At 55.0% G+C, this 1031-nt stretch carries 2 protein-coding genes; both read right to left on the reverse strand.

Annotation, left to right across the window (positions count from 1 at the left end; translation table 11 throughout):
• Entirely contained in the window at positions 1 to 585 is a 585-nt protein-coding gene (locus BUA65_RS17555) for a VanZ family protein (RefSeq protein ID WP_165613302.1), read from the reverse strand.
• Positions 575 to 742, reverse strand: coding sequence for a hypothetical protein (locus BUA65_RS18485; RefSeq protein ID WP_165613303.1), 168 nt, complete (start codon positions 740 to 742; stop codon positions 575 to 577). The genes BUA65_RS17555 and BUA65_RS18485 overlap by 11 nt, the downstream gene beginning before the upstream one ends.
• Positions 743 to 1031 lie beyond the last annotated feature (289 nt).

Consider the following 1031-nt stretch of genomic DNA (forward strand, 5'->3'; position numbering starts at 1 on the left):
TCAGGTCCAGAAGGGTTTCAAGAAGCATGCCGCTGCCTGATTAACCGAGTAGCCCCGCTCGCCGAAAATGATCACTTTCGGGCGCAGCCCCAGGGCCGCCTGCAACACCAGGGGAATGAGATGGGTTTCGGGTAAGAAAGCCAAAACCACAAACCCCGCCAGGTCCACCAGCACGTCCAATGCCCGGCCGGTGCGGCCGGGCACAAAGGTCTGGTGCCACTCGTCCAGGGCGGCCACCAGAACCACGATTACCCCGGCCAGCATCCAGTGCCGCCGGCCGCCAGAACCAGTACCGCCCAGGGCGGCGGCCAATGACAGACCCAGCGCACCGTAAATTACCACATGCGCCCCCTTGCGCAGCCAGAACTGGATGAAATCCGCCGGGGCGCGGCGGCTGTCCACGGGCTGGCCGCTGTAGGAAAAGCTAACCGGCGGCAGTTCCCGCACCCTTTCCACCAGGCCGGCGTAGGGCCGGATCTCCGGCCGCAGGTCCTGCTCGGCAAAGGGCTGGCTGGAAAAATAAGCGATAACCAGCAGGCAGGCCCCAACCAGCAGCCACCGCCACCAACGCTTTCTATATGCCACCAGCAACACCTGACCTGTTATGAGTTTCTTTGATTAGTTTTAGGGCCACCAGCAGCACCGTCTTCACCGCCCGCAGCAGGGTTCGGGCGTAGCCGCCGCTGTCCCCGGCAGCAGCCCGGCCGAAGAGGATAGGGAAAATGGCCGTGCTCAGGGCCATCACCTCCTGGAGCAGCCCGGCAGCCTATACGGAATAGTATTAAATTAGCGTTATTGGGGTAAAATTATATATGACATTCGAAAGTTTCTCACTTGGTATACAATATTTAGTGTTTTTGATTTCCAAGCATGACTATATATAGTATTTGAATGATGAACTTTTTAATCTCAAATATGTATTTAACTATCCTCTTTTAACTCAACTTTGACAGTAAAAGCCGGTTTTAGGCTCCATCAACTCTTGAAAACCCAGTAAAATCAAGGATGTATATTGGGATTATCAAAAAATG

The sequence above is a fragment of the Desulfofundulus thermosubterraneus DSM 16057 genome (assembly GCF_900142025.1).
GTDB lineage: Bacteria > Bacillota > Desulfotomaculia > Desulfotomaculales > Desulfovirgulaceae > Desulfofundulus > Desulfofundulus thermosubterraneus.